This window comes from Streptomyces sp. NPDC056224, from assembly GCF_042267665.1.
GTDB lineage: Bacteria > Actinomycetota > Actinomycetes > Streptomycetales > Streptomycetaceae > Streptomyces.
Genome location: NZ_JBHJTK010000020.1, coordinates 103,395 through 127,601 on the forward strand (window position 1 = coordinate 103,395; position 24,207 = coordinate 127,601).

27 protein-coding genes, 1 tRNA gene, 1 pseudogene and 1 riboswitch are annotated in these 24,207 nt (G+C 70.5%); of the genes and pseudogenes, 19 read left to right on the forward strand and 10 right to left on the reverse strand.

Annotated features, from left to right (window positions below; genetic code table 11):
• Window positions 1-12 precede the first annotated feature (12 nt).
• From ACFCZ1_RS22855 to ACFCZ1_RS22875, 5 genes are all read left to right on the forward strand, one after another.
• A complete protein-coding gene (locus ACFCZ1_RS22855; protein WP_376680117.1) occupies window positions 13-1,455 on the forward strand; it encodes an amino acid permease in 1,443 nt (480 codons plus the stop codon).
• A 77-nt stretch (window positions 1,456-1,532) separates the two neighbouring features.
• Window positions 1,533-1,955 carry a Mov34/MPN/PAD-1 family protein gene (locus ACFCZ1_RS22860; protein WP_376680118.1) on the forward strand — a complete coding sequence of 141 codons (423 nt, stop codon included), beginning with the start codon at window positions 1,533-1,535 and terminating at the stop codon, window positions 1,953-1,955.
• A gap of 77 nt (window positions 1,956-2,032) precedes the next feature.
• Window positions 2,033-2,140, forward strand: a complete 108-nt coding sequence (locus tag ACFCZ1_RS22865; protein WP_310941867.1) for a putative leader peptide — start codon at window positions 2,033-2,035, stop codon at window positions 2,138-2,140.
• Window positions 2,141-2,231: 91 nt separating this feature from the next.
• Window positions 2,232-2,519, forward strand: a complete 288-nt coding sequence (locus ACFCZ1_RS22870; RefSeq protein ID WP_376680119.1) for a MoaD/ThiS family protein — start codon at window positions 2,232-2,234, stop codon at window positions 2,517-2,519.
• On the forward strand, window positions 2,519-3,469 hold the full coding sequence (locus ACFCZ1_RS22875; RefSeq protein ID WP_376680120.1) for a PLP-dependent cysteine synthase family protein: 951 nt from the start codon (window positions 2,519-2,521) through the stop codon (window positions 3,467-3,469). The genes ACFCZ1_RS22870 and ACFCZ1_RS22875 overlap by 1 nt, the downstream gene beginning before the upstream one ends.
• A gap of 418 nt (window positions 3,470-3,887) precedes the next feature.
• On the opposite strand, the gene ACFCZ1_RS22880 is transcribed toward ACFCZ1_RS22875, so the two are convergent.
• Together ACFCZ1_RS22880 and ACFCZ1_RS22885 are read right to left on the reverse strand one after the other, a co-directional pair.
• The gene (locus tag ACFCZ1_RS22880) at window positions 3,888-4,235 is read right to left on the reverse strand and encodes a DUF488 domain-containing protein (protein WP_376680121.1); all 348 of its coding nucleotides are present in this window, start codon (window positions 4,233-4,235) and stop codon (window positions 3,888-3,890) included.
• Entirely contained in the window at window positions 4,232-4,651 is a 420-nt protein-coding gene (locus ACFCZ1_RS22885; RefSeq protein WP_376680122.1) for a hypothetical protein, read from the reverse strand. The genes ACFCZ1_RS22880 and ACFCZ1_RS22885 overlap by 4 nt, the downstream gene beginning before the upstream one ends.
• A gap of 206 nt (window positions 4,652-4,857) precedes the next feature.
• On the opposite strand from ACFCZ1_RS22885, the gene ACFCZ1_RS22890 reads away from it, so the two are divergent.
• Window positions 4,858-5,610 carry an MBL fold metallo-hydrolase gene (locus ACFCZ1_RS22890; protein ID WP_376680123.1) on the forward strand — a complete coding sequence of 251 codons (753 nt, stop codon included), beginning with the start codon at window positions 4,858-4,860 and terminating at the stop codon, window positions 5,608-5,610.
• 104 nt (window positions 5,611-5,714) lie between these two features.
• On the opposite strand, the gene ACFCZ1_RS22895 is transcribed toward ACFCZ1_RS22890, so the two are convergent.
• Window positions 5,715-6,941, reverse strand: a complete 1,227-nt coding sequence (locus tag ACFCZ1_RS22895; protein WP_376680141.1) for a PTS transporter subunit EIIC — start codon at window positions 6,939-6,941, stop codon at window positions 5,715-5,717.
• 334 nt (window positions 6,942-7,275) lie between these two features.
• Window positions 7,276-8,577, reverse strand: coding sequence for a PTS transporter subunit EIIC (locus ACFCZ1_RS22900; protein ID WP_376680124.1), 1,302 nt, complete (start codon window positions 8,575-8,577; stop codon window positions 7,276-7,278).
• Window positions 8,578-8,716: 139 nt separating this feature from the next.
• Between ACFCZ1_RS22900 and ACFCZ1_RS22905 the strand changes: the two genes are divergently transcribed.
• From ACFCZ1_RS22905 to rdgB, 4 genes are all read left to right on the forward strand, one after another.
• Window positions 8,717-9,040 carry a glucose PTS transporter subunit EIIB gene (locus ACFCZ1_RS22905; RefSeq protein ID WP_376680125.1) on the forward strand — a complete coding sequence of 108 codons (324 nt, stop codon included), beginning with the start codon at window positions 8,717-8,719 and terminating at the stop codon, window positions 9,038-9,040.
• Window positions 9,041-9,239: 199 nt separating this feature from the next.
• On the forward strand, window positions 9,240-9,965 hold the full coding sequence (gene rph / locus ACFCZ1_RS22910) for a ribonuclease PH (RefSeq protein ID WP_376680126.1): 726 nt from the start codon (window positions 9,240-9,242) through the stop codon (window positions 9,963-9,965).
• A gap of 99 nt (window positions 9,966-10,064) precedes the next feature.
• Window positions 10,065-10,469 carry a hypothetical protein gene (locus ACFCZ1_RS22915; protein WP_376680127.1) on the forward strand — a complete coding sequence of 135 codons (405 nt, stop codon included), beginning with the start codon at window positions 10,065-10,067 and terminating at the stop codon, window positions 10,467-10,469.
• A 31-nt stretch (window positions 10,470-10,500) separates the two neighbouring features.
• Window positions 10,501-11,115, forward strand: coding sequence for an RdgB/HAM1 family non-canonical purine NTP pyrophosphatase (rdgB, locus tag ACFCZ1_RS22920; protein ID WP_376680128.1), 615 nt, complete (start codon window positions 10,501-10,503; stop codon window positions 11,113-11,115).
• Between the two features lie 55 nt (window positions 11,116-11,170).
• Here the strand turns inward: rdgB and ACFCZ1_RS22925 are convergent.
• From ACFCZ1_RS22925 to bcp, 4 genes and pseudogenes are all read right to left on the reverse strand, one after another.
• Window positions 11,171-11,253, reverse strand: a tRNA-Leu gene (locus ACFCZ1_RS22925).
• Window positions 11,254-11,305: 52 nt separating this feature from the next.
• On the reverse strand, window positions 11,306-11,470 hold the full coding sequence (locus ACFCZ1_RS22930) for a hypothetical protein (RefSeq protein WP_376680129.1): 165 nt from the start codon (window positions 11,468-11,470) through the stop codon (window positions 11,306-11,308).
• Between the two features lie 323 nt (window positions 11,471-11,793).
• Window positions 11,794-11,985, reverse strand: a pseudogene (locus tag ACFCZ1_RS22935) (HNH endonuclease signature motif containing protein); the annotation flags it as partial.
• A gap of 83 nt (window positions 11,986-12,068) precedes the next feature.
• Window positions 12,069-12,536 (reverse strand): thioredoxin-dependent thiol peroxidase, encoded by a 468-nt coding sequence (gene bcp / locus ACFCZ1_RS22940; protein ID WP_362814261.1) that lies wholly within the window; start codon window positions 12,534-12,536, stop codon window positions 12,069-12,071.
• A gap of 109 nt (window positions 12,537-12,645) precedes the next feature.
• Here bcp and ACFCZ1_RS22945 point away from each other — a divergent pair, with 109 nt between their 5' ends.
• From ACFCZ1_RS22945 to ACFCZ1_RS22955, 3 genes are all read left to right on the forward strand, one after another.
• A complete protein-coding gene (locus ACFCZ1_RS22945) occupies window positions 12,646-12,966 on the forward strand; it encodes a DUF3618 domain-containing protein (protein WP_376680130.1) in 321 nt (106 codons plus the stop codon).
• A gap of 43 nt (window positions 12,967-13,009) precedes the next feature.
• Window positions 13,010-13,351 carry a co-chaperone GroES gene (locus ACFCZ1_RS22950; RefSeq protein WP_030239046.1) on the forward strand — a complete coding sequence of 114 codons (342 nt, stop codon included), beginning with the start codon at window positions 13,010-13,012 and terminating at the stop codon, window positions 13,349-13,351.
• A 157-nt stretch (window positions 13,352-13,508) separates the two neighbouring features.
• A riboswitch (guanidine-III (ykkC-III) riboswitch) is annotated at window positions 13,509-13,581 on the forward strand.
• 31 nt (window positions 13,582-13,612) lie between these two features.
• Window positions 13,613-13,933 carry a DMT family transporter gene (locus ACFCZ1_RS22955; RefSeq protein WP_376680131.1) on the forward strand — a complete coding sequence of 107 codons (321 nt, stop codon included), beginning with the start codon at window positions 13,613-13,615 and terminating at the stop codon, window positions 13,931-13,933.
• A 23-nt stretch (window positions 13,934-13,956) separates the two neighbouring features.
• Here ACFCZ1_RS22955 and ACFCZ1_RS22960 read toward each other — a convergent pair whose 3' ends face one another.
• Entirely contained in the window at window positions 13,957-16,248 is a 2,292-nt protein-coding gene (locus ACFCZ1_RS22960) for a transglycosylase domain-containing protein (RefSeq protein ID WP_376680132.1), read from the reverse strand.
• 366 nt (window positions 16,249-16,614) lie between these two features.
• Between ACFCZ1_RS22960 and ACFCZ1_RS22965 the strand changes: the two genes are divergently transcribed.
• The 6 genes from ACFCZ1_RS22965 (at window position 16,615) to ACFCZ1_RS22990 (ending at window position 23,685) form a co-directional block, all read left to right on the forward strand.
• A complete protein-coding gene (locus ACFCZ1_RS22965; protein ID WP_376680142.1) occupies window positions 16,615-17,418 on the forward strand; it encodes an ABC transporter permease in 804 nt (267 codons plus the stop codon).
• Window positions 17,419-17,509: 91 nt separating this feature from the next.
• Window positions 17,510-18,280 (forward strand): ABC transporter permease, encoded by a 771-nt coding sequence (locus ACFCZ1_RS22970; protein WP_376680143.1) that lies wholly within the window; start codon window positions 17,510-17,512, stop codon window positions 18,278-18,280.
• Window positions 18,281-18,282: 2 nt separating this feature from the next.
• The gene (locus ACFCZ1_RS22975; protein ID WP_376680133.1) at window positions 18,283-19,251 is read left to right on the forward strand and encodes an ATP-binding cassette domain-containing protein; all 969 of its coding nucleotides are present in this window, start codon (window positions 18,283-18,285) and stop codon (window positions 19,249-19,251) included.
• A gap of 230 nt (window positions 19,252-19,481) precedes the next feature.
• Window positions 19,482-21,113 carry an IS200/IS605 family accessory protein TnpB-related protein gene (locus ACFCZ1_RS22980; RefSeq protein ID WP_376680134.1) on the forward strand — a complete coding sequence of 544 codons (1,632 nt, stop codon included), beginning with the start codon at window positions 19,482-19,484 and terminating at the stop codon, window positions 21,111-21,113.
• A gap of 53 nt (window positions 21,114-21,166) precedes the next feature.
• A complete protein-coding gene (locus tag ACFCZ1_RS22985; protein WP_376680135.1) occupies window positions 21,167-21,823 on the forward strand; it encodes a DUF1707 domain-containing protein in 657 nt (218 codons plus the stop codon).
• A gap of 500 nt (window positions 21,824-22,323) precedes the next feature.
• Window positions 22,324-23,685, forward strand: a complete 1,362-nt coding sequence (locus ACFCZ1_RS22990) for a DUF445 domain-containing protein (RefSeq protein WP_376680136.1) — start codon at window positions 22,324-22,326, stop codon at window positions 23,683-23,685.
• A 121-nt stretch (window positions 23,686-23,806) separates the two neighbouring features.
• On the opposite strand, the gene ACFCZ1_RS22995 is transcribed toward ACFCZ1_RS22990, so the two are convergent.
• The gene (locus ACFCZ1_RS22995; RefSeq protein WP_376680137.1) at window positions 23,807-24,106 is read right to left on the reverse strand and encodes a hypothetical protein; all 300 of its coding nucleotides are present in this window, start codon (window positions 24,104-24,106) and stop codon (window positions 23,807-23,809) included.
• Between the last annotated feature and the right edge of the window lie 101 nt (window positions 24,107-24,207).

Consider the following 24,207-nt stretch of genomic DNA (forward strand, 5'->3'; position numbering starts at 1 on the left):
GCGCACCAAGACATGACCTCTGTGCAGGTCGAGCAGGACGGCAGGACGCCCGGCGAGGGCACTTCGGGCGACGGCGACGGCGAGGGTTACCACCGCGCGCTCGGCGCCCGCCAGATCCAGATGATCGCGATCGGCGGAGCCATCGGCACCGGCCTCTTCCTGGGCGCGGGCAAGGCCATCTCCAAGGCCGGACCGAGCCTGATCCTGGCCTACGCCATCGCGGGCCTGGTCATCTTCTTCATCATGCGGGCGCTGGGCGAGCTGCTCATGTACCGCCCCGTCTCCGGTTCCTTCTCGGACTACGCCCGCGAGTTCCTGGGCCCGTTCTGGGGTTACGCGACCGGCTGGACCTACTGGCTGTTCTGGGTGGTCACCGGCATCACCGAGGTCACCGCGGCGGCCAAGTACATGTCGTACTGGACCCACGACGGCTTCCCGCAGTGGGCGTACGCGCTGATCTTCACCGTCATCCTCTACGCCGCCAACCTGATCTCCGTGAAGCTCTTCGGCGAGCTGGAGTTCTGGTTCTCGATGGTCAAGGTCACGGCCATCGTCGGCATGATCCTGATCTGCGCCGGCATCCTGACCATCGGCTTCTCCGACGCCGCCGCCACCGCCTCCGTCTCCAACCTGTGGAGCGACCGCGGGTTCTTCCCCAACGGCATCGGCGAGACGCTGATGACCCTGCAGATCGTGATGTTCGCCTTCCTCGCGGTCGAGCTGGTCGGCGTCACCGCCGGCGAGTCCAAGGACCCCGGGAAGACCCTGCCCAAGGCCATCAACACCGTGCCGTGGCGCATCGCCGTCTTCTACGTCGGCGCACTCATCATGATCATGTCGGTCATCCCGTGGTCGAACTTCAAGGCGGGCGAGAGCCCCTTCGTGCTGGCCTTCGAGAAGATGGGCCTCGGCGTCGGCGCCGCGATCGTCAACTTCGTCGTCCTGACCGCCGCACTGTCCTCCTGCAACTCCGGCATGTACTCCACCGGCCGCATGCTGCGCGACCTCGCGCTCAACGGCCAGGGCCCGAAGTTCTTCACCAGGCTCACCAGGAGCGGCACCCCGCTGGTCGGCACCACCTTCTCCGCCGCGCTGATGCTGGTGGGCGTCTGGATCAACTACGTCGCCCCGGGGAAGGCCTTCGACTACGTCGTCTCCTTCGCCACGATCTCCGGCATGTGGGCCTGGATCATGATCCTGGTCTGCCAGATCCGCTACCGCGCCAAGGCCGACCGCGGCGAGCTCCCGCAGTCCGCGTTCCGCGCCCCCGGCGCCCCGTGGACCAGCTGGTTCGCACTGCTCTTCATCGGCATGGTCATCGTGATGATGGGCGTCGACAAGGACTCCCGCGTCTCGCTGTACTGCGCCCCGCTGTGGGGTCTGATCCTCGGCGTGTCCTACCTGGTCCTCAAGTCCCGCAACCCGGCCGGAGCGGCCTTCAACAAGGCCGCCTGAACCAGCCCTGTCCAGCATTCGGGCCCTTCCGTACCACACCTCGGTACGGAAGGGCCCGTCTGTTTATCCTGTCGCTCATGCTGACCCTCACCCAGGCCCTGTACGACCAGATCGTCGAGCACGCCCGCCAGGACCACCCCGACGAGGCGTGCGGCGTCGTGGCCGGCCCGGCGGGCACCGGCCGCCCGGAGCGCTTCATCCCGATGCTCAACGCGGCCCGCTCGCCCACCTTCTACGAGTTCGACTCGAAGGACCTGCTGAAGCTCTACCGCGAGCTGGACGACCGCGACGAGGAGCCGGTGATCATCTACCACTCGCACACCGCGACCGAGGCCTACCCCTCGCGCACGGACGTCACGTACGCGAACGAGCCCGGCGCCCACTACGTTCTGGTCTCCACGGCCGACAAGGACGGCCTCGGCGAGTTCCAGTTCCGCTCGTACAGCATCGTCGACGGTGTGATCACCGAGGAAGAAGTGCAGGTCGTCGAGGCCTACTGACCAGCATCCGAGCAGTGGGCGTCCGAGATGCGGGATCACACTCCAAACCGGGGAGCGGGAATCGTTAACATGACCGCATGGTTCCCCACGACGTGAGCATCGAGACGCCCGGCAGGCTGCTGCTCGTGGCCCGGCTGCACGTCGACCTGTGCCGCCTCGCCAGCGCCATCTGTCCTGCCGCCTGAGCACCAGAGCCCTCTTGCGCGGGGGGCCGACGAACCGCGCGCTTCACGTTCTCACGCCCTCCCTCACGATCCTTCACGACTGGAGCCAGCCATGGCCATCGAGGTCCGCATCCCCACCATCCTCCGCACCTACACCGACGGCGAGAAGGCCGTGTCCGGCGAGGGCGCGAACCTGGACGAGCTGTTCACCGACCTGGAGACCCGCCACAAGGGCATCCGCGAGCGCATCGTCGACGAGTCCAAGGGCGGCGAGCTGCGCCGCTTCGTGAACGTCTACCTCAACGACGAGGACGTCCGCTTCCTCGCCGGCATCACCACCGAGCTCAAGGACGGCGACAGCGTCACCATCCTCCCGGCCGTCGCCGGCGGATCGAAGTAATGCGCTACGACTCCCCGCTGGCCGCGGTCGGCAACACGCCGCTCGTCCGGCTGCCCCGGCTGTCGCCCTCGGACGACGTCCGCATCTGGGCGAAGCTGGAGGACCGCAACCCGACCGGCTCGATCAAGGACCGCCCCGCGCTCCACATGGTCGAGCAGGCCGAGAAGGACGGCCGGCTGTACCCCGGCTGCACCATCCTGGAGCCCACCTCGGGCAACACCGGAATCTCCCTGGCGATGGCGGCCAAGCTCAAGGGCTACCGCATCGTCTGCGTGATGCCGGAGAACACCTCGCAGGAGCGCCGGGACCTTCTCGCCATGTGGGGAGCCGAGATCATCTCCTCGCCCGCCGCGGGCGGCTCGAACACCGCCGTACGGGTGGCCAAGGAACTGGCGGCGGAGCACCCCGACTGGGTGATGCTCTACCAGTACGGCAACCCGGACAACGCGGGCGCGCACTACGCGACGACGGGCCCCGAGATCCTGGCGGACCTCCCCTCGATCACCCACTTCGTGGCGGGCCTGGGCACGACCGGCACCCTGATGGGCGTCGGCCGCTACCTGCGCGAGAACGTCGAGGGCATCAAGATCGTCGCCGCCGAGCCGCGCTACGACGACCTGGTGTACGGACTGCGCAACCTGGACGAGGGCTTCGTACCCGAGCTCTACGACGCCTCGGTCCTCACCACCCGCTTCTCGGTCGGCTCGGCGGACGCGGTCACCCGCACCCGGGAACTCCTCCAGCTGGAGGGCATCTTCGCGGGCGTCTCCACCGGGGCCGCCCTGCACGCGGCGATCGGCGTCGGCCGCAAGGCGGTGGCCGCCGGTGAATCGGCGGACATCGTCTTCGTCGTGGCCGACGGCGGCTGGAAGTACCTGTCGACCGGCGTCTACACGGCCGCGACGACGGAAGAGGCGATCGAGGTCCTCCAGGGCCAGCTCTGGGCGTAGTCCCTGCGGGGCTGCTCAGCGGGAGGCTGCGGCGCCGCTGCCGGGGCCGGCCCCGGAACCTTCCCCGGACTCCGTCCGGGGGGACCCCAGCGCCTCGAACGCCGACGGCGCCGGAACCGCCCTGCGGGAGATCCGGCCCCGTCCGGAGGACGGGCGCGGGGTCCGGGGCGGAGCCCGGGTTTTCCGGCCGCGCCGGGGATCGACGTGCCGGGCACGGGCGGCGGCGCCCGGCAGGCCCCAAGCGGGACGGCACACCCGGCTGTGACCGGCGGGGTTCACCGGGTCGCGGCCCCCGGCCCGGCCCGGCACCTCGCCGCGTTGCCGGACCGCGCCGGTACGTCCCGTACGGGTCGCGGCCCGCCGCATCAGGTTGCACCGCACCGGCGCCGCGCCCCGGCAAACCCGTCCGGCCAGGGCACTAGCCGCCCAGCAGCTCCGCGAGCACGGCCGCGTGGCTGGACTCCGGGTCCTTGACCGCGGTCAGCAACGTGAGCGGCCCCGCGGCGGCCAGCCCCCGCAGCCGCTCCAGCTCCGCCACCGCCTCGGGGCCGGCCAGCTCCGCCTCGTACCGCTGCCGGAACTCCCCGGCGGAGCCGCCCCCGTGGAACCACTTCCGCAGCTCCGTCGACGGGGCAACGGCCCGCGGCCACTCGTCCACCTCCGCCGCCGCCTTCGAAAGACCGCGCGGCCACAGCCGGTCCACGAGCACCCGCACCCCGTCCGCCCCCGGCTCCGGCGGGTCGTACACGCGCCGCAATCGGATCACCGGCCACCTCCGAGTCCCTTGATCTCGTCCCACACCGCCGGGTCCAGCACCCCCAGCCGGCCACGGAACTCCCACAGCGACACCTCGGCCGGCCGGTCCGCCTCCAGATAGGTCGCCCGTCCCTGCGCCCCCACCGTTCCCGGCGGCAGCGGGACCACCCCCGCCCGCCGGTCGTCGTACTTCCCGGTGATCCACGCGACCCGCGCCCGGTGGCCCCGTACCTGCGCCACCGCCAGCACCAGACAGACCCGCCCGTCCTCCAGCGACCACAGCTCACCCGGCCGCGGCCGGGGCGGCGGGCCGGGGCCGTGCGCGGGCGGGGCCCGGCGGGGGAGTCCCAGCCGCGCCCCGGCGAGCAGCATCACCAGTGCCACGGCCACGACAGCGGCCACCGCGGGCCACCAGGACGTGTCCATGTTTCGACCGTAGCCGCGCGGGAACGCCCCGGCATGGGCAACCTTTGGCAACGCCCGTACCCGCCGTCGCTCCCCCGGGTGACAGTGCAGGTGATTCCCCCCACAACGGCCCGCCGTGGAGGAGCGACCGGCCGTTTCGCGCCTTACGCTCGACGCACGCACGGCCCGCATTCCGTCCACGGACCGTCCACGGAGGTTCACGCTCCATGAAGCTCACCGTCGTCGGCTGTTCGGGGTCGTTCCCGTCCGCGGAATCGGCCTGTTCGAGCTACCTCGTCGAGGCCGACGGCTTCCGGCTGCTCCTCGACATGGGCAACGGCGCCCTCGGCGAGCTCCAGCGCCACATCGGTCTCTACGACCTCGACGCGGTCTTCCTGAGCCACCTGCACGCGGACCACTGCATCGACATGTGCGCGTACTTCGTGGCCCGCTTCTACCGGCACGAGGGCGGCCGCTGCGGCACCATCCCCGTCTTCGGCCCCGAGGGCACCGAGAAGCGCCTGATCAACGCCTACGACGACGTGCCCGACGAACGCTCGATGAGCGAGGTCTTCGACTTCCGCACCCTGAAGTCCGGCAGCTTCGAGATCGGCCCCTTCCAGGTCCGCACCGAGCGGGTCAGCCACCCCGTCGAGGCGTACGGCATCCGCATCGAGCACGGCGGCCGCTCGCTCACCTACTCGGGGGACACCGGGACCTGCCCGGAGCTGGGCCTGCTCGCCGAGGGCACCGACCTGTTCCTCTGCGAGGCCTCCTTCACCCGCGGCAAGGAGGACATCCCCGGCCTGCACCTCAACGGCCACGAGGCCGGGGAGTACGCGCGGGGCGGCCGGGTCGGCCGCCTCGTCCTCACCCACATCCCGCCGTGGACGGACGCGCAGCAGAACCTCGCCGACGCCCGCGCGGTCTACGACGGCCCGATCGACCTGGCGTACGCGGGCGCCGTGTACGAGGTCTGAGGCACCCGGGGTACGACGGAGCCCCCGCCCTCCCTTCCGGGAGAGCGGGGGCTCCGTCGGTTCCGTCGGTTCCGTCGGCTCCGTCGTGCCAGAGGCGTTGAGGCCTACTTGGCCTCGGCCTTCGCCAGCTCGGCCAGCTCCTCGTCGGACTCGCGGCCCGGGGTGGGGAGGTTCCACCTGGTGATCGCGAAGCGGAAGACGAAGTAGTAGACCGCCGCGAAGCAGAGGCCGACGACGGCCAGGCCCAGCGGGTTCTCGGCGATACCCAGGTTCAGCAGGTAGTCGACCAGACCCGCCGAGAACCCGAAGCCGTCACGCATGCCCAGGGCCCAGGTCAGCGCCATGGAGATACCGGTGAGGACCGCGTGGACCGCGTAGAGCACCGGGGCGATGAACATGAAGGTGAACTCGATCGGCTCGGTCACACCGGTGACGAAGGAGGTGAGCGCGAGGGAGAACATCATGCCGCCGACGACCTTGCGGCGCTCGGGACGGGCGCAGTGGACGATCGCGAGGCAGGCCGCCGGGAGGGCGAACATCATGATCGGGAAGAAGCCGGTCATGAACTGTCCGGCGGTCGGGTCACCGGCGAGGAAGCGGCCGATGTCACCGTGCACGGCACCGTTGGCGCCGTCGAAGGAACCGGCCTGGAACCACGGGAAGGAGTTCAGCAGGTGGTGCATGCCGATCGGGATCAGCGCACGGTTGGCGACACCGAAGATGCCCGCGCCGACCGAGCCGGAACCGACCAGCCACTCACCGAGGTTGTGCAGACCCGACCCGAGGACCGGCCAGATGAGGCCGAAGACGATACCCGTGACCAGACCCGCCAGGGCGGAGAGGATCGGGACCAGGCGGCGGCCGCCGAAGAAGCCCGCCCAGTCCGGCAACTTGGTCCGGTAGAACTTCTGGTAGAGCAGCGCGGCGATGATGCCCATCACGACACCGCCGAGCACACCCGCGTTGACCGGGGCGTCCACCATGACGATCTTGCCGCCGGCCACCTTGGCGACCTGGGGCAGGTTGCCGTCGGTGAAGGTGGCGAGGACCTTCTGGAAGACCAGGTAGCCGGTGACGGCGGCCAGGGCGGTGGAACCGTCCGACTTCTTGGCGAAGCCGATCGCGATACCGACGGCGAACAGCAGCGCCATGTTGTCGAGGATCGCGCCACCACCGGCGGCCATGTATCCGGCGATCTTGAGGATGAACGTCGGGAAGACGTCCTTGTCGCCGAGCATGTCGTCCGCGCCCAGGCGGAGCAGGAGCGCGCCCGCGGGCAGCACCGCAACGGGGAGCATGAGGCTCCGGCCGATGCGCTGCATGACGGCCATCACGCCAGCGCCCTTCTTCTTTTCCGCCGCGGGGGCGGCAGCCGTGGTCACAACTTCCTCCAGTGGGCAAGGCGCCGCCAGGGGGTGAGCCGGGGGACGGCGACGTCTCGTAAAAGGGGGGAACGCGAGCGCAGACAGGCCCACGTGGTCTACACCAATTGATGGTGTAGACCAGTTGTAACACGGTCGGGGTTAGATAAGGAACCTTCGATTTCCTGTGGTCTACGCCACAAGGGGTTCGGGTGCGCGTCGAACATGCCCGAAGCCCCCGGATGCGAGGATCCGGGGGCCACGGGGAGACGGACCGAAGGGCCGGCGTACTACCGGGCGGTGCCTACGCCTTGATGTTCTCCTTCTCCATTTCGTCGATCTCCTCGTCCGACTCCCGGCCCGGGGTGGCCAGGTCGAACTTGGTGATCGCGAACCGGAAGATGGCGTAATAGACCGCCGCGAAACCCAGCCCGATCGGGATGATCAGCGCCGGCTTCGTCGCCAGGCTCCAGTTGATGACGTAGTCGATCAGGCCGGCCGAGAAGCTGAAGCCGTCATGGACGCCCAGCGCCCACGTCACCGCCATCGAGACGCCCGTGAGCAACGCGTGGATCACGTACAGCAGGGGTGCCACGAAGAGGAACGAGTACTCCAGCGGCTCCGTGATGCCGGTGACGAAGGACGTCAGGGCGACCGACAGCATCAGGCCGCCGACCTCCTTGCGCCGCCGCGGCTTCGCGCAATGGGTGATCGCCAGTGCCGCCGCCGGGAGGGCGAACATCATGATCGGGAAGAAGCCGGTGAGGAACTGCCCGGCCTCCGGGTCGCCGCTGAGGAACATGGTGATGTCGCCGTGCACCACCTGGCCGTCCGGCTTGGTGAAACTGCCGAACTGGAACCACACCGGTACGTTCAGGAACTGGTGCAGGCCGATCACCAGCAGCGCGCGGTTCGCGACACCGAAGATCCCGGCGCCCCAGGAACCCAGGCCCACCAGCCAGTCGGAGAAGCTCTCCAAGCCGTCACCGATCGGCGGCCAGATCCACAGGCAGATGACGGCGAAGCCGATCGCGACGAAGGTCATGATGATCGGGACGAGCCGGCGGCCGTTGAAGAAGCCGAGCCAGTCGACCAGCTTCACCCGGTGGAAGCGCTGCCAGAACCAGGCCGTCAGCAGGCCCATGACGATGCCGCCGAACACCCCCGGGTTCTGGAAGGTGTACTCGGCGAGGGTGAAGTCCTTCCCCAGGCAGCCACCCCCGACGTCCCTGGTCCCCGTGGGGCAGGCCGTGGGGAACGCGCGCAGGACGCTGCGGTAGACGAGGAAGCCGACCACCGCCGCCAGTGCCGTCGAACCGTCGGCCTTCTTGGCCATGCCGATCGCGACGCCGACGCAGAAGAGGAGCGGCAGGCCGAGGTCGGCATTGAGCAGCGCGCCGCCCGCGGCGTTCATGACCCGGGCGACGTCCGTCCAGCCGAGGCCCTCCACGCCGAATACGTCAGGCTGGCCCAGGCGGTTGAGGATGCCCGCGGCGGGCAGTACGGCGATCGGCAGCTGAAGGCTCCGCCCCATCTTCTGCAGCCCCTGGAACACACCGTTCCACCACTTCGGCTGCGGCGCTGCTGCAGCGCTGCTCGCGCTCATCGGCGTCCTCCCTGACCGGCCCGTTTTTGGCAGTTGCGGCACGTGCGGCACACTGGTGTAGACCAGTCGTGGGGCAGGCTGCTGCTGATCGTCATCATTCGACAGACAGCAGTCATGCGCTCGCATAGATGGGCCAACCGTGCGTTACCGTGACAAAGCGGATCACGCAGGTGGGCATCCGGAACCTGGCCGCCGAGACTCGTTCTTCGAAACACTCAGGGAGAAACACATGGCCACCAAGGCTGAGAAGATCGTCGCCGGGCTCGGCGGCATCGACAACATCGACGAGATCGAGGGCTGCATCACCCGCCTGCGCACCGAGGTTCACAACCCCGACCTCGTCGACGAAGCCGCCCTGAAGGCCGCCGGCGCCCACGGCGTCGTCAAGATGGGCACCGCGGTCCAGGTCGTCATCGGCACCGACGCCGACCCGATCGCCGGCGAGATCGAAGACATGATGTGAGCTGAGCCCCTCAAGGCTCGCCGCCGTACGGCCTGCGTACGGCCTGCGTACGGCCTGCGTATGGCCTGCGTACGGCCTGCGCACGGCCCGCCGTACAGCCTGCGTACGACCCGCGCACGGCCCGCCGTACGACAGACCCCGTCCCGGATAAACCCGGACGGGGTCTTCGCGTTCGCGCTCAGGGACTAGGCTCGGAGCCATGTCTCGCATCGACGGCCGTACGCCCGAACAGCTCCGCCCGGTCACCATCGAACGCGGATGGAGCAAGCACGCCGAGGGCTCCGTCCTCATCTCCTTCGGAGACACCAAGGTCTTCTGCACCGCCTCCTTCACCGAAGGCGTCCCGCGCTGGCGCAAGGGCAGCGGCGAAGGCTGGGTCACCTCCGAGTACTCGATGCTGCCCCGCTCCACCAACACCCGCGGCGACCGCGAGTCCGTCCGCGGCAAGATCGGCGGCCGCACCCACGAGATCTCCCGCCTCATCGGACGCTCGCTGCGCGCCGTCATCGACTACAAGGCGCTCGGCGAGAACACCATCGTCCTGGACTGCGATGTCCTCCAGGCCGACGGCGGCACCCGCACCGCCGCGATCACCGGCGCCTACGTCGCCCTCGCCGACGCCGTCTCCTGGGGTCAGCAGAAGAAGCTCATCAAGGCCGGCCGCAAGCCGCTCACCGGCACCGTCGCCGCCGTCAGCGTCGGCATCGTCGACGGCGTCCCGCTCCTCGACCTCTGCTACGAGGAGGACGTGCGCGCCGAGACCGACATGAACGTGGTCTGCACCGGCGACGGCCGCTTCGTCGAGGTGCAGGGCACCGCCGAGGGCGAGCCCTTCGACCGCAAGGAACTGAACGCCCTCCTCGACCTCGCCGCCGGCGGCTGCGCGGACCTGGAAGCCATCCAGCTGGGCGCGCTGGCACTGTAAGCGGCAACCGCGGCGCGCGGATTCGCGTCCGTCCTGGTACGGGTGCACGGCGTCAAAGCCGTGCACCCGTCCACGCATCCGATCCCTGGGGACCCGAAGATGAAGACGCTGAAGTCCGTCAAGCCGAAGCACCGCCTCGCTGCCGTGGCCGTCGCGGCCGCCCTGGCGATACCCGCCCTCACCTCCTGCGACGCGATCTCCACCGCGATGGACTGCGCGAACACGGCGGTGGCCATCACGGACGGCGCGAACGACCTCCAGCAGGCGGTCTCCCAGGCGGGCAACAGCCCGCAGGACGCCCAGAACGCGCTCAACCAGATCGAGGCGAACCTCAAGAAGATCGGCGACCAGACGGACAACGCCGACCTGGGCAAGGCCATCGACTCGATGAACACGGCCGTGAAGAACGTCCGTACCGCAATCCAGAACGGCGACGCCACCCCGGACATCCAGCCGGTCGCGGACGCGGCGAGCGAGATCTCCAAGGTCTGCACCCCGGGCTGACGCGGCCGGCGGCAGGGAAATAATGGGGGCCATGACCTCCACGCCCAGCCGCCTCATCCTCGCGACCCGCAACGCGGGCAAGATCGCCGAGCTCCACGCCATCCTGTCCGACGCCGGCCTGCCGCACGAGCTGGTCGGCGCGGACGCGTACCCCGAGATCCCGGACGTCAAGGAGACCGGCGTCACCTTCGCCGAGAACGCCCTCCTCAAGGCGCACGCCCTGGCCCGCGCCACCGGCCTGCCGGCGGTCGCCGACGACTCCGGCCTGTGCGTGGACGTCCTGAACGGCGCGCCCGGCATCTTCTCGGCCCGCTGGGCCGGCGCCCACGGCGACGACGAGGCCAACCTCCGCCTCCTGCTGGCGCAGCTCGGCGACATCGATGACGAGCACCGCGGCGCCCACTTCTCCTGCGCGGCGGCCCTGGCCCTTCCCGACGGCACCGAACGCGTCGTCGAGGGCCGCCTCCTGGGGACGCTGCGCCACACTCCGTCGGGCACGGGCGGCTTCGGCTACGACCCGATCCTCCAGCCGCTGGGCGAGTCCCGCACCTGCGCGGAGCTCACCCCGGCGGAGAAGAACGCCATCTCCCACCGGGGCCAGGCCTTCCGCGCCCTCGTCCCGGTGGTCCGGGAGCTGCTGGGCTGACGCCGGTACGCCGAAGGCCCAGCTCTCAGAGCTGGGCCTTCGATTCCTAGGCTTGTGCGGCCGATGGGATTCGAACCCACATGGACTTTCGTCCAGAGGCACCTAAAACCTCCGCTTATACCGTTCAGCAACGGCCGCTTGCGCCGCAATTCTAGCGGGAGAGCGGCGTTTTGGTGTCGCGGATCCGGTCCTAACGGCGGCTCTGCCCACCCCGGCACCAGGTGCTGGTGACCGCGTGGCAGTTGGGGCACAGCAGGTGCAGGTTCTCGCGGCGGTCGTCGCTCCAGTCCCCGTTGACGTGGTCGATTTCCAATGTCATTGGCAGGCCGAGCCAGTCGGGTGGTGTCCCGCACATGGCACAGCGCTCCGGGACGCAGATTTCCCGCAGGGCTCGCCGTAGGAGGTGAGTGCGCGTGCGCCGCCTTCCGTCGTGTTTGACGAGGATCTCCTCGGCCGACCGTATGGCGGTGGTGCCGGGCTTGCCGCGTTGGTGTGCCTGTCCGAGGAAGTGCGCCGTAGACAGGCCGTCCTGCTGAATCCACTGCTAGAGCGCCTCGTTCAAGCTGCCGGATGGCGTCTTGCCCAGGCGCCGGAGCGTTTCCGCGGGCGACTGTGAGGCGGCTACTGCTTCGCGCAAGGCCAAGCTGTCGGGCTTCACGCGCCGTGTGTAAGTCCGCCTCACCGGCGACCCTTTGCGCGGCCGCGGTAAGTGTCCGTCGTGGAGTGGCAGTTAGGACAGGGCAGTCGCAGGTTTTCTCGCTGGTTGTTGCGCCAGTCGCCGTCGATGTGGTCAACCTCCAGCGGCAGAGGGTATCCCCGCCAGATCGGCTCTATGCCGCACATCGCGCACCGCTCGGGGACGCCGAGTTCGGACGGTTACGGCTGGTTTCGTCCGATAAACGGAGCGGCCCGCACCGGTTGGGTGCGGGCCGCTTCCGGCGGGGTGGGGCGGGTCAGATGCCCAGGTCCTTGATGATCTTGGCCACGTGGCCGGTGGCCTTGACGTTGTAGAAGGCGTGCTCGACCTTGCCCTCCTCGTCCACGACCACCGTCGAGCGGATGACCCCCGTCACCGTCTTGCCGTAGAGCTTCTTCTCGCCGTACGCGCCGTAGGCGGTCAAGGTCTCCTTCTCCGGGTCGCCGACCAGGGTGACCTTCAGGTGCTCCTTCTCGCGGAACTTCGCGAGCTTCTCCGGCTTGTCGGGGGAGACGCCGATGACGTCGTAGCCGGCCGTCGCCAGGACGTCGAGGTTGTCCGTGAAGTCGCAGGCCTGCTTCGTGCAGCCCGGTGTCAGCGCGGCCGGGTAGAAGTAGACGATCACCTTGCGGCCCTTGTGGTCGGCCAGCGAGACCTCGTTGCCGTCCGCGTCGGGCAGGGTGAAGGCGGGGGCGGTGTCGCCCGGCTGAAGTCGCTCGCTCATGTCGGCAGTCTCCTCAAGAGGGGATCGGTACGGCACGAGACTAAGCTGCTGACAGACTGTTCATGGCGGACTACGCCCCCACAGACGACACGACGACGGAGGCAGCGCGGTGCCGGAAGCCAGGACCCCCGCACAGATCGAGGCGGACATCGTCCGCCGCCGCGAGCAGCTCGCCGAGACGCTCGACGAGATCGGCGTGCGCATGCACCCGAAGACGATCATCGGGGACGCGAAGGCCAGGGTCGCCTCGACGGTCGACCAGACCGCCGGGCGGGCCTACGTCGCGGTCAACCGCCTCGTGACGGACGTGAAGGTCGCGCTGTGCCACGAGGACGGGGCTCCGCGCGTCGAGCGGATCGTGCCGGTCGCACTGTTCGCGGCGGGTGTGGTGGGGGTAGTGGTGCTCTCGGTGCGGCGCAGGCGCCGATGACCCTGCGCAGCGGGGTCCGGACGCGGGCGGGTAGGTTCGGAGCGTGAGCGAGAACACCACCCACGACAAACTGCCCATCCGCATGCTTCACGACCGCGTGCTCGTGAAGTCCGACCTGCCGGAGGGCGAGCGGCGCTCCGGCGGCGGCATCCTGATCCCGGCGACGGCCGCGGTCGGCAAGCGGCTGGCCTGGGCCGAGGTGGTCGCGGTCGGGCAGAACGTACGGAGCGTCGAGCCCGGCGACCGGGTGCTGTACGACCCCGAGGACCGGGCCGAGGTCGAGGTCCGGGGCGCGACGTACGTGCTGATGCGCGAGCGGGACCTGCACGCGGTGGCCGCCGAGCGGCTGGAGGGGTCGAAGGACTCCACGGGTCTCTACCTCTGACGCCGAGGCATCTCCGGCGCCTCTGACGACCCGGCGCCTCTGACAACCCGGCACCTTCGGCGTCTCCGGCGCCTTCGGCACCTCTGCGGCCTCGGCCGCCTCTGATACCTCTGAGAACTGCGGCGAAAAGGGCTGGTGGCCTAGGTCACCAGCCCTTTTCGCCTCTCTTTGCTACGGTTGGGGAGAACCCGACGAGACGCGCCGTACCGGGTAGGACAAGACGACGCACCCCGTATAGCTCGCTGTCTCGGAGGTGCCGTCATGGCCTGGGTCCTGCTGCTCGTCGCCGGTCTGATCGAAGTCGGCTGGTCGATCGGAATGAAGTTCACCGAAGGTTTCACCCGGCTGTGGCCCAGTGTGTTCACGGGCGCCGGGATCGTCGCCAGCATGCTGCTGCTCTCGATCGCCGCGAAGACCCTGCCCATCGGTACGGCGTACGGGGTGTGGGTGGGCATCGGCGCCGCCGGTGCGGCCGTGCTCGGCATGGCGGTGCTGGGGGAGCCCGTCACCGCCGCCCGGGTCTTCTTCATCTGCCTGCTGCTGGTCGCCGTGGTGGGGCTGAAGGTGACCTCCGGTCACTGACCGGGGACCACCCGCCCCCGGGATCATTCGAGGAACGCCGACGGCGGGCGCGTACCGTCGGACGCGCCGCGGTCGGTGCCCTGCCGGCCCGGCGTGCCCGTCGTGCCCCAGGTGGTGCCGCCCTGGTCGCCCGGGTTGGTGCCGCCGTTGGTCTGCCCGCCCTGCGTCTGGCCGCCGTTGTCCTGACCCCCGTTGTCCTGCCCCCCGTTGTTCTGGCCGCCGTTGTCCTGGCCCCCGTTGTTCTGGCCTCCCTGGTTGCGGCCGCCCTGGTTCTGCCCGCCGTCGTCCCGGCCCCCGTTGTTCTGCCCGCCGTTCGGAGCAGTCGGACGGACCGGCCGGGTCGGCCGCTCCGGAGGGGTCGGCGTGTCCTCGCCAGGTGTCTCCTCGGGCTGGTCCGTCTGGGCCGGCGGCGAGGGCGGCGGCTGCGCCGCGCCCGGCTGGAGTTCCAGGTCGAAGTCGACGGGATCGCCGCCTTCGAGGGCGGTCTTGGTGTAGGCGGCCCAGATCCGGGCCGGGTAGCCGCCACCACCGATACGGGGCTCCCCGAGGGCGTTGTACAGCGATTCCAAGGCGCCGGTGTCCGGGTCCTGGCCCATCATCGAGACCACCGTGACCAGGTCCGGGGTGTACGCGGCGAACCAGGCCGAGCGGTCCAGTTCGCCGGTCCCGGTCTTGCCCGCGGCCGGGTGGCCGGCGGCGAGCGCGGCCGTACCGGTGCCGTTGTCGACGACGCTCGTCAGCATGGAGGTGGTGGTGTCGGCGGCCTCGCGGCTGACGGCCCGGGTGGGCGTGCGCTCGGGCAGGCCGATCGTGTCGCCGCCCTTGGTGATCTTCTCCAGGAAGGTGTACGGGGTGCGGCGGCCGTGGTCCGCGAGGGTCGCGTACGCCTGGGTCATGTCCAGGACGCTGGCCTGCAGGGTGCCGAGGGCCATGGCGGGGACGGGCGGGAAGTTCGGGGTGTCCTCGGGGATGCCGAGGGCGATGGCCGTGTCCTTGACCCTCGCCGTGCCGACGTCGACCGCCATCTGCGCGTAGACGGCGTTGACGGAGAGGTCGGTCGCGGTGTTGACGGTGATGTTCCCGTACGACACCTGGCCCTCGTTCTCGGGGGCGAAGCGGATCCGGCCGCCGACGACGGGGCGTTTGTTGTCGCCGTTGTAGATCGTGTTCGGGGTGATCCGGCGGCCGTCCTGGGTGCGGGATCCGTTCTCGACGGCGGCCGCGAAGACGAACGGCTTGAAGGTGGAGGCGACCTGGTAGTCGTGCCGGGTCGCGTTGTTGACGTACTGCTTGGTGTAGTCGATGCCGCCGTACATGGCGACGACCTTGCCGGTGGCCGGGTCGATGGAGACCCCGCCGGCCCGCACGACCCGGTCCGCCTTGCGCTTCTGCGGGTCGAGTTTGCTGACCATCTGGTCCTCGACGGCTTCGGCGAAGGCGTTCTGGCGGCGCCTGTCGATGGTGGTGGTGATGCGGTAGCCGCCCTCGGCGAGGGTTTTGTCGTCGAGGATCTTGTGCTCGACGATGTAGTCCTTGATCGCTTCCACCAGGTATCCGCGCTGCCCGGACAGTCCGGCGGCGGCGCGGACCTTGCCCGGCTCGGGGAACCGGGTCTTCTCCCGCTCGGCGGCGGACAGCCAGTTCTTCTTGACCATGCCGTCGAGTACGTAGTTCCAGCGGGCGAGGGCGCGGGGGCGGCTCTGCGGGTGGGCGACGACGTCGAAGGCGCTGGGGGAGTTGAGGAGGGTGGCGAGGTAGGCCCCCTCTGCGGGCGTGAGTCTGCCGACGTCCTTGCCGTAATAGGCCTGGGCGGCGGCCTGGATGCCGTAGGCGTTGCGGCCGAAGTAACTGGTGTTCAGATACCCCTCCAGAATGTAGTTCTTCGACTTCTCGCGACCGAGCTTGATCGCGATGAAGAACTCCTTGACCTTCCGTTTGATCGTCTGTTCCTGGCCCAGGTAGTAGTTCTTGACGTACTGCTGGGTGATGGTCGAACCGGACTGGGTGCCCTTGCCGGTCGCGGTGTTCCAGGCGGCGCGGACCATCGCCTTGGGGTCCACCGCCCGTTCGGCGTAGAAGTCCCGGTCCTCGGCGGCCAGTACGGCCTCCTGCACCGTCCGGGGGATCTGTGACAGCGGGACGTTGACGCGGTTGACCTCGCCGTCGCGGGCGAGCTGCGAACCGTCGGAGTAGAGGTAGACGTTGGACTGCGCGGTGGCGGCGGAGTTGGCGGGCGGGATGTCCACCAGGAGGTAGCCGGCGACGAGGGCGCCGATGACGAGCAGGGCGAGGAGCAGGACGCCTCCCAGCGCCATGCGCCAGGTGGGGAGGGCGCGCCGCCAGCCGGTCCGCCGGCGGCGGTCCCGCCTTCCGGGCTCCTGCGCCCCGCCGGGTTTCCGCGTTCTTCCGGGCTGCTGCGGCCGTGTTGGGGGACCCTGGGGCGGGGTGTCCGGATCGCGAGGGGGCCAGCCCGGGGGTGGTGACTGGTCGCTCATCTCCGGAACTCCTCGACGCCGTGCGAAATATCCACTTCTGTACCTCATGGTGTCTACCCGATGACCGGTGATTACGCGCCGGACGGGGGTAAATCGGTCGCGTGGCTCGCCCCTCCGCACTAAGCTCGCGCGCTTTGGCCGACGTAGGAACGACGTGGGAAACGGAGGGATACGGTGCCTCGGAGAGTGCGGCTCTACCTGGCCGTCGCGGCAGGCGGTTTCCGCCGCTACGCCACTTACGGGACGGCGACGGCGGCCGGTGTGTTCACCAACACCGTGTTCGGTTTCATCGTCGCGTACACGTACATCGCGCTGTGGGACGAGCGGCCCGGACTCGGCGGCTACGACCAGGCGCAGGCCCTCACCTTCGTATGGGTGAGCCAGTCGCTGCTCGCCGCCGGGGCGCTGATCGGGGGCGGGTTCCAGGAGGAGCTCCAGGAACGTGTCCGTACGGGGGACATCGCCGTCGACCTGTACCGGCCGGCGGACCTGCAGATGTGGTGGCTCGCCGCCGATCTGGGGCGGGCGGCCTTCCAGCTGGCGGGGCGGGGGGTGGTTCCGCTGGTGGTCGGGGCGGTGGCGTTCCGGCTGGCGCTGCCCGCCGATCCGCTGCGCTGGCTGCTGTTCCTGGTTTCGGTCCTGCTCGCGCTGACGGTGAGCTTCGGGGTGCGCTACCTGTTGGGGCTGGCGGCGTTCTGGCTGATGGACGGCTCCGGGATCAACATGATGGCGAACGTCGTCACGGTCTTCTTCTCCGGGATGCTGCTGCCGCTGACCGTTTTCCCGGGCGGCTTCGGCGAGTTCGTGCAGGCCCTGCCGTGGGCGGCGATGCTCCAGGTCCCGATGGACGTGCTGCTGGGCAGGCACGCGGGGGCCGGGAACGCGGCGGGTGCGCTCGCGTTCCAGGCGGTGTGGGCGGTCGTACTGCTGGGCGCGGGGCGGCTGTTGCAGTCGGCCGCGACGCGGAAGGTGGTGGTCCAGGGTGGCTGAGGCGGTACTGGAGCGGGAGTTCGCGGCCGTGGAGGTGCCCCGGCGCGGCCGGGCGCGGGAGGGGCTGCGCGGCTACGGGCTGATCGTCGCGATGTGGATCCGGTCGACGATGACGTACCGGACGTCCTTCGTCCTGTCGTTCGTCGGCAACGCGGCGATCACCCTCCTCGACTTCGTCGCGATCTACATCATGTTCTCCCACGTGGAGGTGCTGGGCGGTTTCACCCTGCCCGAGATCGCCCTGCTCTACGGGTCCTGCTCGGCCTCCCTGGGCCTGGCGGACCTGCTGCTGGGCAATACCGACCGGATCGGCGTCCGGATCCGCGACGGCTCGCTCGACACCATGCTGGTGCGCCCCGTTCCGGTGCTGGCGCAGGTCGCGGCGGACCGGTTCGCGCTGCGTCGGCTGGGGCGCGTCGGGCAGGGGGTGGGCGTGCTGGCCTGGTCGGTCTGGGCGCTGGGTCCGCAGGTGGAGTGGACGGCCGGCAAGGTGCTGCTGGTGCCCGTGATGGTGCTGTCCGGGGCCGCGATCTTCGGGGCGGTGATGGTGGCCGGGGCGGCGTTCCAGTTCGTCGCGGGGGACGCGGCGGAGGTGCAGAACTCGTTCACGTACGGCGGCTGCACGATGCTGCAGTACCCGCCGACCGTCTTCGCGACGGACCTGCTGCGCGCGGTGACCTTCATCGTCCCGCTGGCGTTCGTCAACTGGCTGCCCGCGCTGTACGTGCTGGGGCGGCCCGATCCGCTTGGGCTGCCGGGGTGGGTCGCGTACCTGAGCCCGCTGGTGGCCTTCGCCGTGTTCCTGCCCGCGTCGCTGGCGTGGCGCGCGGGAGTCCGTTCGTACCGAAGCACGGGGAGCTAGCCGTGGTGGATGCGCTGATCTCGCTGGACGGGGTCGAGAAGGTCTTCGACGTACGGCGCCGGGTGGGGCTGATGCGCCGGGAGAAACGCCAGGTCAGGGCGGTGGACGGGATCAGCTTCGAGGTGGCGCGGGGCGAGGTGGTCGGCTACATCGGGCCCAACGGTGCCGGGAAGTCGACCACGATCAAGATGCTGACCGGGATCCTGACGCCGAGCGGCGGCCGGCTGCGGGTGGCGGGCATCGACCCGGCGCGGGAGCGGATGCGGCTCGCGCACCGGATCGGGGTGGTGTTCGGGCAGCGCACCACGCTGTGGTGGGACCTGCCGCTGAAGGACTCGTACGGGCTGATGCGGCGGATGTACCGGATCCCGCGGGCGCGGTTCGAGGAGAACATGGAGCGCTGCGTGGACCGGCTGGACCTGGCCGACCTGCTCGACGTGCCGGTGCGTCAGCTGTCGCTGGGGCAGCGGATGCGCGGGGACATCGGGGCGGCGCTGCTGCACGATCCGGACGTGCTGTACCTGGACGAGCCGACCATCGGGCTGGACGTGGTGAGCAAGGCGAAGGTCCGCGGCTTCCTGCGGCAGCTGAACGCGGAGCTCGGCACGACGGTGCTGCTGACCACGCACGACCTCCAGGACATCGAGCAGCTGTGCGAACGGGTGATGGTGATCGACCACGGACGGCTGATGTACGACGGGCCGCTGGCCGGGCTGCACGCGGCGGGGTCGGTCGGGGAGAGCGAGCGGACGCTCGTGGTGGACCTGGAGCGGGAGCTCGCGCCGATCGAGCTGACGGGAGCGCGGGTGGTGCGGGTGGACGGGCCGCGGCAGTGGCTGGCGTTCCCGGCGGGGGCTTCGGCGGCGCCGCTGGTGGCGGAGGTGGCGGCGCGGTATCCGCTGGTGGACCTCTCGGTGCGGGAACCGGACATCGAGGACGTGATCGCGCGGATGTACGCGGGGCGGGCGTGAGCCGGGGGAGGCGGGGGTGAGGGCGGGGGGAAATCAGGGTCATCCCGGGGGTTGGAACTGCTGCTTGTTGACCGGGTGTGAGTCGGGTCCATGCATGAGTGAGTGTCTCGTCGGTGCGGGCGGTTCGGCGGCGGGCGGGAACGGCAGTTCCTGCATCGAATGAGTGACCCTTGGGGGCGGTGGTCGTTGAATGTGGGGGCGGGTTTTCCGACGCGCGAGGGGGTGCGGGAGTGGGCGGGTTGAGGGAGTTGTCGGCGCCGTTCGTCACGCTCGGGCCCGCCGGTGTCGCGGTGCGGACCCGGCTGAAGAACCTCACGCCGCAGGATGAGACGGTGCTGCGCCTGGTGGGAGCGCATCTCGGCGCCCTGGCATCGCGTGATCTCAAGGCGCGGTGCGCCGACGGACTTGAACACTCCACAGGCTCATGGGCGGCCCGCAAGCGGGAGCTGACGTCCCACTCGTCGTCGCGGTGGGCGGGCGCGGTCACCAAAGCGTCACATGTCCAGTGGGCGTTGGCCCGGCGTGGCCAGGCCGCGCACATTCAGAACCTCGAAGCCGGGATCCGGACGATCGCGCACCGCCTCTCGCTGCCGATCGGGGAGAAGGGCAGCAAGCGTGCCCCCGGCGGATACCGCAGCAGGCAGGAATGGTTCGCCAAGTCCCGCTGCCTGCACGTGCTGAAAGACCGGCTGGCTCGTGAGCGGCACGACCGCGACAGCGGGCGGGTCCGGGTCGTACGGGGCGGCAAACGACTCCTGGGCACCCGGCACCGCCTCGCCGCCGCCCAGCTCACCGAACCGCAGTGGCGGGAACACTGGGAAGCCGAACGCTGGTTCCTCGCCGCTGACGGCGAGAGCGGCAAAAGGTTCGGCAACGAGACGGTCCGCGTCACCCCCGACGGCGAAGTGAGCATCAAGCTGCCCGCCCCGCTCGCCCACCTGGCCAACGCCAGGCACGGCCGGTACGTCCTCGCCGCCCGCGTGACGTTCCCGCACCGGGGCACGGAGTGGGCCGATCGTGTGGAAGCGAACCGGGCCGTCGCCTACCGCATCCACTACGACACGGCGCGGGGCCGCTGGTATCTGACCGCGTCCTGGCAGTACGCCCCAACGCAGCCGATCCCGCTCGAAGCCGCCCTCGCGCACGGTGTGGTCGGCGTCGACACCAACGCCGACCACCTCGCCGCCTGGCGACTCGACCGGCACGGCAACCCCACCGGCCATCCGCGCCGCTTCTTCTACGACCTCACCGGAACCGCGAACCACCGCGACGCCCAGGTCCGGCACGCCCTCACCCGGCTGCTGCACTGGGCCAAGACCAGCGGCGTCACCGCGATCGCGGTCGAAGACCTGGACTTCGCTGCGGAGAAGACGAGGGAGAAGCACGGCCGTAAGAAGCCTTTCCGGCAGTTGATCTCCGGCATGCCCACCGGGAAGCTGCGGACCCGGCTCGCGTCCATGGCCGACCGGACCGGCATTGCGATCATCGCCGTCGACCCGGCCTACACCAGCAAGTGGGGCGCCCAGCACTGGCAAAAGCCCCTCACCGGCAAGAACCGCACAACCACCCGTCACGATGCCGCGAGCATCGCGATCGGCAGGCGCGCCCAAGGGCACCCGATCCGGCGACGGACGAAACCGCCCCACGACGACCGGAGCGATCGTCGTGGGCATCGGACCGTCCAGGCCCGACCGGAAGCTCTTGGGCGTGAGGAAACCCGCCCCCGCATCCCCGGACCACGGACACGATCCGCCGGGACCGGACGCGGAGCGAACGCGGGGGACCAGCGTGCCCAAAACCGTTCGGGGCACGCGGCTGAGCACGGGTTCTGGCAACAGGACTCACACCCGCTCAGTCCTTAGGAACGGTAGGACAGGGGTTCAAGCACCGGGGTTCCCTGCATAGTCTGGGCCGTATGAGTGACGAGCGGCCGGAGAAGCCGTTGCCGGAGCTGAGGGCGTCGGATGCCGACCGGGACCGGGTGGTGGAGCGTCTGCGGGACGCCGTCGCCGAGGGCCGGCTCGACATGGAGGAATTCGAGGAGCGGCTGGAGGCGGCGTACACGTCCCGTACGTACGCGGAACTGGAGCCGCTGACGCGGGACCTGCCGGCGGAGGGGGCCGCGGCGGCGGCGCTGCCGACGCCCGGGGCGGCCCCGGGTTCGCCCTGGCCGGCGCGGATCGGCGGGTCGGGGACATCCACGAGCGCGGTCGCGGTCATGTCGGGGTTCCAGCGCAAGGGGCCGTGGACGGTGCCCGCCCGCTTCGACGCGGTGGCGTTCTGGGGCGGCGGGGAGCTGGACCTGCGCGAGGCGAACTTCGCGCAGCGCGAGGTGGTGATCAACTGTGTCGCGATCATGGGCGGCATCCAGATCACCGTGCCGCCGGGCGTGGAGGTCGACGTACGGGGCATCGGCGTGATGGGCGCCTTCGACCAGCGCGTGGGCAGCAGCCCGGCCCAGCCGGGGGCACCGCGGGTGATCGTGACGGGCTTCGCCTTCTGGGGCGGCGTGGAGATCAAGGTCAAGCCGCCGAAGTCGCCGAAGCGGCCGAAGCTGAGCAAGGGTCTGTAGCGGGACGGGACGGGACGGGACGCCGCGCCCCGTCCCGTCCGGCTCCGTCCCGCGGCTCCGGACCGAGAGGCCCGGCCTCGGAGTGGCTGGGCGTCGGCTGGGGCCGGCCCCCGTGGGCTGCGGCCGGGGGCGGGGGCTGGGGGCCTGGGCGCGTGGGCCTGCGGCGGCTGCGAGGCTCCAGGCGCGAGGCGGCAGCGGCCGGCCCAGGGCCTGGCAGTACGGAGCCCACGCTTGTGGCCGGCCCGGCCACCCGGGGCCTCCGCAAGGGCGGGGCTGCGGGTGCGACTCGGCGCGTGGCCGTACCGGCCCCGGCGCGCCGGGCGTGGTCGGGCCCCGGCAGGCCGTGACCCGCGGGGCCTGACCGCGTTCCGGCCCGGCCGAGGCCGTGGGACCCGTACCTCCTCGCGGAAGCGAAACGGCGTGCCGGGAACTCCTCGCGCCTCCCAGTAGTCGGATGCTATGCAGACAAAACCGGCGCCCCCGGGGGAAGGCAGGAGCACGTGGACGACCGCACCACAGTCGGAGGTGCCGCCCCACCGCCACCACGCGCGGGAGCGAAAGCGGCAACGACACCGACCCCCGCCCCGCCCGCCCGCGGAGCATTCGTGTTCAGCGCCGCCGACGAGGAGCGCCGCCGCGGTGTCCGCCGGATGAAGGTCACCGCGACCGGCCTGCTGATCCTGGTCGCGCTGGTCTACGTGCTGGCCACGTGGGCACGGCACGCCGGCGCGGGCAGCTGGGCCGGCTACGTCGCTGCGGCCGCCGAAGCCGGCATGGTCGGCGCGCTCGCGGACTGGTTCGCCGTCACCGCCCTCTTCCGGCGGCCCCTCGGCCTGCCCATCCCGCACACCGCGATCATCCCGACCAAGAAGGACCAGCTCGGCGTCTCCCTCGCCGAGTTCGTCGGCGAGAACTTCCTCTCCTCCGACGTGGTCAGGGCGCGCCTCCACGCCCTCGGCATCGGCCACCGCCTCGGCGCCTGGCTGGCCGAGCCCGCGCACGCCGACCGGGTCACCGCGGAGCTCGCCACCGCCGTGCGCGGAGCCCTGACCGTACTGCGCGACGCCGATGTCCAAGCCGTCGTCGGCGAGGCCATCACCCGGCGCGCCGAGGCGGCCGAGGTCGCGCCCGGCATCGGCAAGACCCTGGAGCGGGTCGTCGCGGACGGCGGCCACCACCGCGCCGTCGACCTCGTGTGCGCCAAGGCCCACGACTGGCTCGTCACGCACGGGGAGTCGGTGATGGACGCGGTCCAGGGCGGGGCCCCCGGCTGGACCCCGCGGTTCGTGGACCGCAAGATCGGCGACCGCGTGTACAAGGAGCTGCTGCGGTTCGTCACGGAGATGCGGGACATGCCCGAGCACCCGGCGCGCCGCGCGGTGGACCGCTTCCTGACGGACTTCGCGGCCGATCTCCAGTCGGACGAGGAGACCCGGAGCCGGGTCGAACGGCTCAAGTCCGAGCTGCTGGCGCGCGGTGAGATCCAGGACGTGATCGCCTCCGCCTGGACCGCGATCCGTTCGATGGTGATCTCGGCGGCGGAGGACGAGCAGAGCGAGCTGCGCCTGCGGGTCCGTTCCTCGCTGATGTCCCTGGGGGCGCGGCTGGCCACGGACAGCCGCCTCCAGGGCAAGGTGGAGGGCTGGACCGAGGGCGCGGTGGTGTACGTGGTCACCAACTACCGGACCGAGATCACCTCGCTGATCACCGAGACGGTGGCGAGCTGGGACGCCGAGCACACCTCCCGCAAGATCGAGGCCCACATCGGCCGGGACCTGCAGTTCATCCGCATCAACGGCACGGTGGTCGGCGCCCTGGCGGGCCTGCTGATCTACACGGTGTCCCGGGCCTTCGGGGCGTAGCCGGCGCAGGGCGTAGGCGTAGGGCCCGGGCCCTCGGGGGCGGGGCTGCCGACCGCGGTCGGGGCCGTCGGCTGGCGGCTGGGCGGCTGGTGTCTGGGGCTGTCAGCTGGCGCCGGGGCCGTCAGCCGCGGTCGGCGACGGCCCAGGACGCGGCGGCCACGGCTCCCGCGGCCCCGAGGACGGCCGGCCAGGCGCCGACCTTCTTGGCCAGCGGGTGCGCCCCCGCGAAGCCGGCCAGGTACAGCGCCCCGAGCCCGGCCGCCGCGGGCGCGCCGCCCCGGCGGTGCCACTCCCGCCCTGCCGCGAGTCCGGCGGCGCCGAGGACGACACCGCCCAGGGGCCGCTTCCCGGTCCACCGGGCGACGGCGTATCCGCCGACCAGCCCGGCGGCGGCCACCACGGAACTCGGTACGCGCGCCATGTCGAACCGTTGCTTCGAGTCTCAGCGACTCTCAGTATTCCGGGCGTTTCCGTCCGGAAGGTTCGTGACGGTGTCACCAGAGCGCGAGTTGCTCGCGCCTG